The sequence below is a fragment of the Corynebacterium sp. 239_CJEI genome (assembly GCF_001055995.1).
In the GTDB taxonomy this organism is placed as follows: Bacteria; Actinomycetota; Actinomycetes; order Mycobacteriales; family Mycobacteriaceae; genus Corynebacterium; species Corynebacterium jeikeium_D.
The window spans coordinates 134,250-140,378 of the sequence record NZ_JVOW01000026.1 but is presented as its reverse complement, the minus strand read 5'-3'; the positions used below and the strand labels follow the sequence as shown (position 1 = coordinate 140,378).

Below are 6,129 nucleotides of genomic sequence, written 5' to 3'. Positions count from 1 at the left end.
GTGTTACCGCCGTGAGAGGGCGGCGTCCTAGGCCGCTAGACGAACGGGGCTTAGAACTTTGCAGTTAGTGAATACATTCAACAATGAACTTCTTCACTGCTGGCCTACCAGGACTCGAACCTAGAATGACGGTACCAGAAACCGTAGTGTTGCCAATTACACCATAGGCCATCGCTGCTGAACGCAACGAGGAATAATATAGCCAATTCGCGCTAACAAGAGCAAATCACCTGGTCAAAGGCTCGTTTAAATTCGCGAGTTCCCCACAGCCCACCTCAGCAGTGCGCATAACTAATGCAGTGCATATAACTAACGCAGTCCCAGATCGAAAGCCCATTCGATCGCAGCTCAAAGCTGATCCGCCCTTCAGGAGACACTTCGTGGTGAAGCGGCTGGCAAACAGCCGACACACACCAAAAAACCAGACCTGAAAGGCAGGCACCATGACTTCCCCAACAACGACGGCAACAACCGCCCCCATCACGCTCGAGCTGGAGTTCTCCGACATCACGGAGCAAATGAACGGCACCATCGGTCGCGTCATCGGCACTGTCACTATCCGTCAGTTCGCGAAAATCATCTCGGCCCTCAACCTCGACGCCAACCCACGCGTGTCCCCGCACCGGCCGCATCACCGATGCCATCATGGAAACCATCGACACCACACCGGAGCTCTTCGCCTACAAATCCAAGGGTGTGCTCCTGGCCTCCACTCAGTTCACCAGTGACGACAATCTCTACCGCTTCACCTTCAGCAACCGTCGCATCGAAGGCATCCTCGACGGCGGTCACAACTCGCTGGCTATCGCACTGTTCGTCCTGGGCAAGCTCACTCCACCGCCTAGCCGCAAAATCAAAACGTGGTCCGAAATGAAGGAGGTCTGGTCGGAGCGTACGGGAGAAATTGAGGAATTGCTTGCCGACGAAAGCCTCACCGAGCTCGATGCCCGTGTTCCGGTAGAGGTACTCGTGCCCGGTGCTCGGGACGAGGACACTGTGCAGGACTTCTCCGATGCTCTGCTCGATATCTGTGCCGCCCGCAACAACAATGCGGAGCTCAAGGCGGAAGCAAAGCTCAATCGCGCCGGCTACTTTGACGATCTGAAGCATGCCCTGCCTCAGGGAATTAGCGACAACGTGCAGTGGCGCACCAACGATACTGGTCGACTAAAGGTGGGCGATGTCATCGCTATGGCGTGGATTCCGCTGTCTTGTATTGACCTGCCGAAGGATGCCGACGGGAAGCAGATTGAAGCACCGACCCCCACCAGCCTCTACTCCGGCAAGGCCAAGCTGCTTGACCGCTTCGAGGATGTCATGAGCTCACCGGAGGTCACTAAGCCCAGCACTGAAAGCATCAATGAGCGCACCGAAGAGGTCGTTCTCTACAACGAGAAGGTCCGCAGCGCATTGAACCTCACGCGTGACTTCATCGATATTTTCGAGCGCATCAACGCAGAGCTACCCGATCTCTACAACAAGAGCGGCGGTAAATTCGGCGGCATTGATGCTGTTGACAAGGCCAATAAGAAGAATCCGCGGACCGGCAAGACTCCACAGAAGTACTCGAAGTTCTACCGCCAGCCCATCGGCTACGCGATTCCGGACGGGTTCATCTACCCGCTCGTGTACGCCTTTGCCGCACTGCTCAAGCGAAACGAGGACGGCACGGTCCACTGGGGAACCGACTGGCACGATTTCTTCAACAACCACATGGGGTCGCTGGTCAAGGATTACCGCGAAACCTCCATGAATATGCTGAACCGCGACCCGCAGAAGGTGGGCAAGGAAGCGGGCTCTTACACGAACCTGCTTCGCTCAGCCCAGCTCGCGCTCTTTACTGAGCAGCAGTAAAAGGAGTGACCTCGAGCGCCTTGCGCAGTCGGCCCAGGCTGCGGCTGCGACCAAGCAGCTCCATGGACTCGAACAGCGGCGGCGATACCTGAGCACCAGTTACAGCCACGCGCACCGGGCCGAAGGCCTTGCGTGGCTTCAGCTCCAGGTCCTCGATGAGGGCCTTCTGAAGTGCAGCTTCGAGCTTCTCGGTGATGAAGTCCTCTTCGCTGAGCGGCTCCACAGCTGCAATGGTGGCCTCCAGGACAGCAACAGCGTCTTCCTTGAAGTTACGGCGTGCCGAGCGCTCATCGAAGGTGAACTCGTCCTCTTCCACAACCAGGAACTTCGAGAGGTCCCAGGCGTCGGAAAGCGTCTTCACACGAGTCTGCAGCAGCGTTGCCAGGAAAGCGAACTTATCCGCCGGGTAGTCGGACGGGAAGTCAAAGTGGCTTTCCAAATACGTGCGCAGACGCTGTTCGAAGTCCTTCGGATCGAGCATGCGGATGTGGTCGGCGTTGATAGCGTCGGCCTTCTTCTGGTCGAAGCGGGCCGGGTTGGACAGCACATCGTGGATATCGAAGGCCTTAACCATCTCGTCCATGGTGAAGATGTCCTGATCGCCGTCCATAGACCAACCCAGCAGAGCCAGGTAGTTCAGCAGACCCTCGCGGATGAAACCGTTATCGCGGTGGATGAAGAGGTTGGACTGTGGGTCGCGCTTGGACAGCTTCTTATTGCCCTCGCCCATAACGAACGGCAGGTGACCGAACTCCGGGGTGAACTTGGCGACACCGATACGCTTCAGCGACTCGTAGAGAGCAATCTGGCGCGGGGTCGATGGCAGCAAATCCTCACCACGCAGGACGTGAGTAATCTCCATCAGAGCGTCATCGACCGGGTTAACCAGGGTGTAGAGCGGTTCACCGTTGGAGCGGGCAATAACGAAGTCCGGAACCAGGCCGGCCTTGAACTCGATACGACCGCGAACGAGGTCATCGAAGACAATGTCCTCGTCCGGCATACGCAGGCGAATCACCGGCTTACGGCCCTCTGCGCGGAAGGCTTCCTTCTGCTCCTCGGTGAGGTTGCGGTCATAGTTGTCGTAGCCCAGCTTCGGGTCACGACCGGCAGCCTTGTGGCGCTCCTCAACCTCTTCAGCGGTGGAAAAGGCCTCGTAGGCTTCACCGGCGTCAATGAGACGCTGCAATACATCGGCGTAGATGTCCTTGCGCTGCGACTGGCGGTACGGGCCGTGCGGACCGCCGACATCGATGCCCTCGTCCCAGTCAATACCGAGCCAATTCAGGGCCTCGATGATTGCCTGATAAGACTCTTCGGAGTCGCGAGCGGCATCGGTATCTTCGATGCGGAAGACCAGCTTGCCACCAGTGTGACGGGCATATGCCCAGTTGAACAGGGCGGTGCGGATGAGGCCAACGTGCGGGGTACCGGTTGGCGACGGGCAAAAGCGTACGCGAACATCTGACATGCTTTCCCACGATACCCGCCCTCCCACCTGCAGGCATGCATAGGGTTTGCATAGGGTTACAGAGCCCACTCCCCGGCCACTTCGCCGGCGTATCCGGCGGCTCGCAGCCGCTCAACCCAGCTGCGCAGTGGTGCCTCACCGGTGCCCGGCGCACCGCGGCCTGGGAAATCGGCAATCTGGACGTGCGCCGGCAGGCTCACTCTTCCAGTCTCCACATCAGTGAGCCAAGCATCCACGTCGACGCCATTAGCTGCAAAATGGTAAAAGTCCGCGAGCACACCAGCACCAGTCTGTTGAGCTAACTCCTCGGCTTGCCACGGATCTGTAATGGGATAATCACTCATCCCGGACAGTGGCTCAATCAACGCGCGAACCCCACTGAGCTCCAGCTGGGCAGTAATCTCAGTCAGTCTTTGCACCTGCAAATCGGTCAGCTCCCCCGAGCGCCCCAGCAGCACGTTCGAGCATTTCAGCCCAGTGGCCCGCGCAATCTGGCTCACTGCCTCCAGATGCCCCGCGGGCAGCCCATCCGTATCGAGCACTCCTCGCTGCCCCGCTGCCATGTCCCCTCCCCACAGATTCATGGCATAAAGACCGAGGCTGTCGTCAAAGAGGTCGCAAAAACCGGAAACCTCATCGGGTGCGGGCACTGCGAGGTCAAATGGCCACCAGAATTCCACGGCCGGGTAGCCGTCGTCACGCGCGGCGTTGACGGCGTCGTGCGGGGACATGTGTGCGTAGACCGTAGAACAGTTAATAATAGTGCTCATGACCAAAACGGTAGTAGTAACTGGTGGCGGCGCGGGCATTGGTCGCGAAATTGCTCTGGCTTTCGCCGCCGATGGCTGGCACGTGCATATCTGCGGCAGGCGTATCGACGCGCTCGAGGCCGTTGCCGCCGAAGCGGACAACATCACCTACTCCAGGTGTGACATCACCGACCCCGAACAGGTCCGTGCGATGTTTGAGAACGCGCAGGTGGCTACGGGAACCATCGATGTTGCAGTGCTCAATGCGGGGCTGCCCGGCACGCCCGCAGAGTTCGGAGAGACCGGCATTGAAGACTTCCGGGCGGTCATCGATACGAATGTGGTCGGCTCGTACCTGTGTGCACGCGAGGCTTTTTCGCGGATGAAGGCGGGGTGCGAGGGGAAGACAGAGCAAGCGGGCGGCCGAATCCTGGTCAATTGTTCTATCGCAGCGCAGGTGCCGAGAGCACACACGGCGGCGTACGCGACGTCGAAAAGCGCGCTTGCCGGAATGACCCACGTGCTTGCCCTCGACGGACGCGAGTATGGCATCACGGCAACGCGCATTGATATTGGCAATGCGCAGACTGACCTGTTGGGGACGTTCACAGGCAGCGAGCCGATGTTCGATGCCAAGCAGGCTGCGGAAACTTTCCTCTACGCCGCGAATCTGCCGGCAGGTGCCGTCATCGATCAGCTTACGATTACCGCTGCGGGTATGCCCTTTTTGGGCAGGGGTTAGCCTGCCCCTTAAACTGGAGCACAACTGGGTTTAGATTGAGGAGGCGGGTTAGGGCTATGTCCATGGAAAACCACCCCTCTCTGGGCGGCGGAAACGAAGAAGAGCAGCAGGAAAAGTCTCACCCGTCGAACGAGCCTGCAGCGACTCCGAAACGTTCGACGCGCTGGGACACGTCCCGCCCAACCACCGCTCCTGATTTTTTGCTCTCCCGTGCGCACGGCTCCATCCGCACGCAAGGTATTGAAGAGCAGATTTCCGACCCCTGGCTCGCAGCCGAGGGACTGCACTCGGGCATTCACAAAATGGTGGTCGGCGCCCTGCCCTTCGACTTGGACAAGCCCGCCGCCCTGACCGTTCCCCGGGAAGTCATCCGCTCCTCGCAGCCGCTGGAGCCACCCGCGCACTACCGCTGGAACGCACCCAAGCCTCACGCCAACATCGTCGCTTACGATCCCCCGCTCGACGAGCACGCTGAGCGCATCGCCGCAGCCATCCGCACAATCGAGTACTCGGCGCTGGAAAAGGTCGTGCTCGCGCGCGCCGTGGAACTCGAAATCGATCCCCCGATTGACCCGCTCCTACTCGCATCGCGGCTGATCGACGGATCCCCCAACCGCGATGGCTTTGTCGTGGATCTCTCCCCCGCCGGTTCCGATTATGAGGGCAAGTTGCTCATCGGTTCCTCCCCGGAGATGCTGGTCCGCCGTACGGGCGACATCGTTGAGGCGTTTCCCTTGGCCGGGTCGCTGCCGAGGTCCCGGAATGAAGAGGTGGACCGGGCGTCGGCCCGTCGTTTAGCGGACTCGCGCAAGAACCTAGACGAGCATGCCTTCGTCGTCGACGACATCGCCGACAACTTGGCGCCACTGTGCAGTTCGCTGGATGTTCCGGACAGCCCCGAGCTGATGAGCACCGCCGAGATGTGGCACTTGGCCACGCATATCCGCGGTCGGTTGAAGGATCCGTCGCTGTCCGCGCTGGATTTGGCGCTGGTGGTGCACCCGACACCAGCCATTTGTGGCACGCCGACGGAATCCGCCTTCGGCGTTATTCAGGCCGTAGAGACCAACCGCGGCTTCTACTCGGGCGCTGTCGGCTGGTGCGATGAGAATGGCGACGGTGAGTTCGTGGTCTCCATTCGCTGTGCCGAAATCGACACTGAGGGGTCCGTGGCACGACTATGGGCCGGAGGCGGCATTGTGTCGCACTCCGACCCAGAAGAAGAAGTCACGGAGACCAGCGCCAAGATGGGCACTGTACTCCGCGCTTTTGGAGTTAAGGGCGCTTAAGCCAGGGCGCATAGGCCCTAGCAG

General features: G+C 59.7%; 6 protein-coding genes and 1 tRNA gene. 4 read left to right on the top strand and 3 right to left on the bottom strand.

Going from position 1 to position 6,129, the window contains the following annotated elements:
• Window positions 1-99 precede the first annotated feature (99 nt).
• A tRNA-Gln gene (locus tag ADB08_RS07345) sits at window positions 100-171 on the bottom strand.
• 272 nt (window positions 172-443) lie between these two features.
• Between ADB08_RS07345 and ADB08_RS11600 the strand changes: the two genes are divergently transcribed.
• Entirely contained in the window at window positions 444-728 is a 285-nt protein-coding gene (locus ADB08_RS11600; RefSeq protein WP_147722636.1) for a hypothetical protein, read from the top strand.
• The gene (locus ADB08_RS07335) at window positions 646-1,854 is read left to right on the top strand and encodes a hypothetical protein (protein WP_049172117.1); all 1,209 of its coding nucleotides are present in this window, start codon (window positions 646-648) and stop codon (window positions 1,852-1,854) included. Before ADB08_RS11600 ends, ADB08_RS07335 begins: the two co-directional genes overlap by 83 nt.
• Here ADB08_RS07335 and gltX read toward each other — a convergent pair.
• Window positions 1,838-3,325 carry a glutamate--tRNA ligase gene (gene gltX, locus ADB08_RS07330; RefSeq protein ID WP_049172116.1) on the bottom strand — a complete coding sequence of 496 codons (1,488 nt, stop codon included), beginning with the start codon at window positions 3,323-3,325 and terminating at the stop codon, window positions 1,838-1,840. The genes ADB08_RS07335 and gltX overlap by 17 nt on opposite strands.
• 56 nt (window positions 3,326-3,381) lie before the next feature.
• Complete coding sequence (locus ADB08_RS07325) at window positions 3,382-4,095, bottom strand: TIM barrel protein (protein WP_239271942.1); 714 nt, start codon at window positions 4,093-4,095, stop codon at window positions 3,382-3,384.
• Between ADB08_RS07325 and ADB08_RS07320 the strand changes: the two genes are divergently transcribed.
• Window positions 4,094-4,816 (top strand): SDR family oxidoreductase, encoded by a 723-nt coding sequence (locus ADB08_RS07320; RefSeq protein WP_049172115.1) that lies wholly within the window; start codon window positions 4,094-4,096, stop codon window positions 4,814-4,816. The two genes, ADB08_RS07325 and ADB08_RS07320, sit on opposite strands and share 2 nt — an antisense overlap.
• Before the next feature lie 56 nt (window positions 4,817-4,872).
• On the top strand, window positions 4,873-6,105 hold the full coding sequence (locus ADB08_RS07315) for an isochorismate synthase (protein ID WP_049172114.1): 1,233 nt from the start codon (window positions 4,873-4,875) through the stop codon (window positions 6,103-6,105).
• Window positions 6,106-6,129 lie beyond the last annotated feature (24 nt).

Bases quoted from the DNA above. Each gene is read 5' to 3' on its own strand.
- ADB08_RS11600 (WP_147722636.1), top strand. From the start codon at position 444: ATGACTTCCCCAACAACGACGGCAACAACCGCCCCCATCACGCTCGAG.
- ADB08_RS07335 (WP_049172117.1), top strand. From the start codon at position 646: ATGGAAACCATCGACACCACACCGGAGCTCTTCGCCTACAAATCCAAG.
- gltX (WP_049172116.1), bottom strand. From the start codon at position 3,325: ATGTCAGATGTTCGCGTACGCTTTTGCCCGTCGCCAACCGGTACCCCG.
- ADB08_RS07320 (WP_049172115.1), top strand. From the start codon at position 4,094: ATGACCAAAACGGTAGTAGTAACTGGTGGCGGCGCGGGCATTGGTCGC.
- ADB08_RS07325 (WP_239271942.1), bottom strand. From the start codon at position 4,095: ATGAGCACTATTATTAACTGTTCTACGGTCTACGCACACATGTCCCCG.
- ADB08_RS07315 (WP_049172114.1), top strand. From the start codon at position 4,873: ATGTCCATGGAAAACCACCCCTCTCTGGGCGGCGGAAACGAAGAAGAG.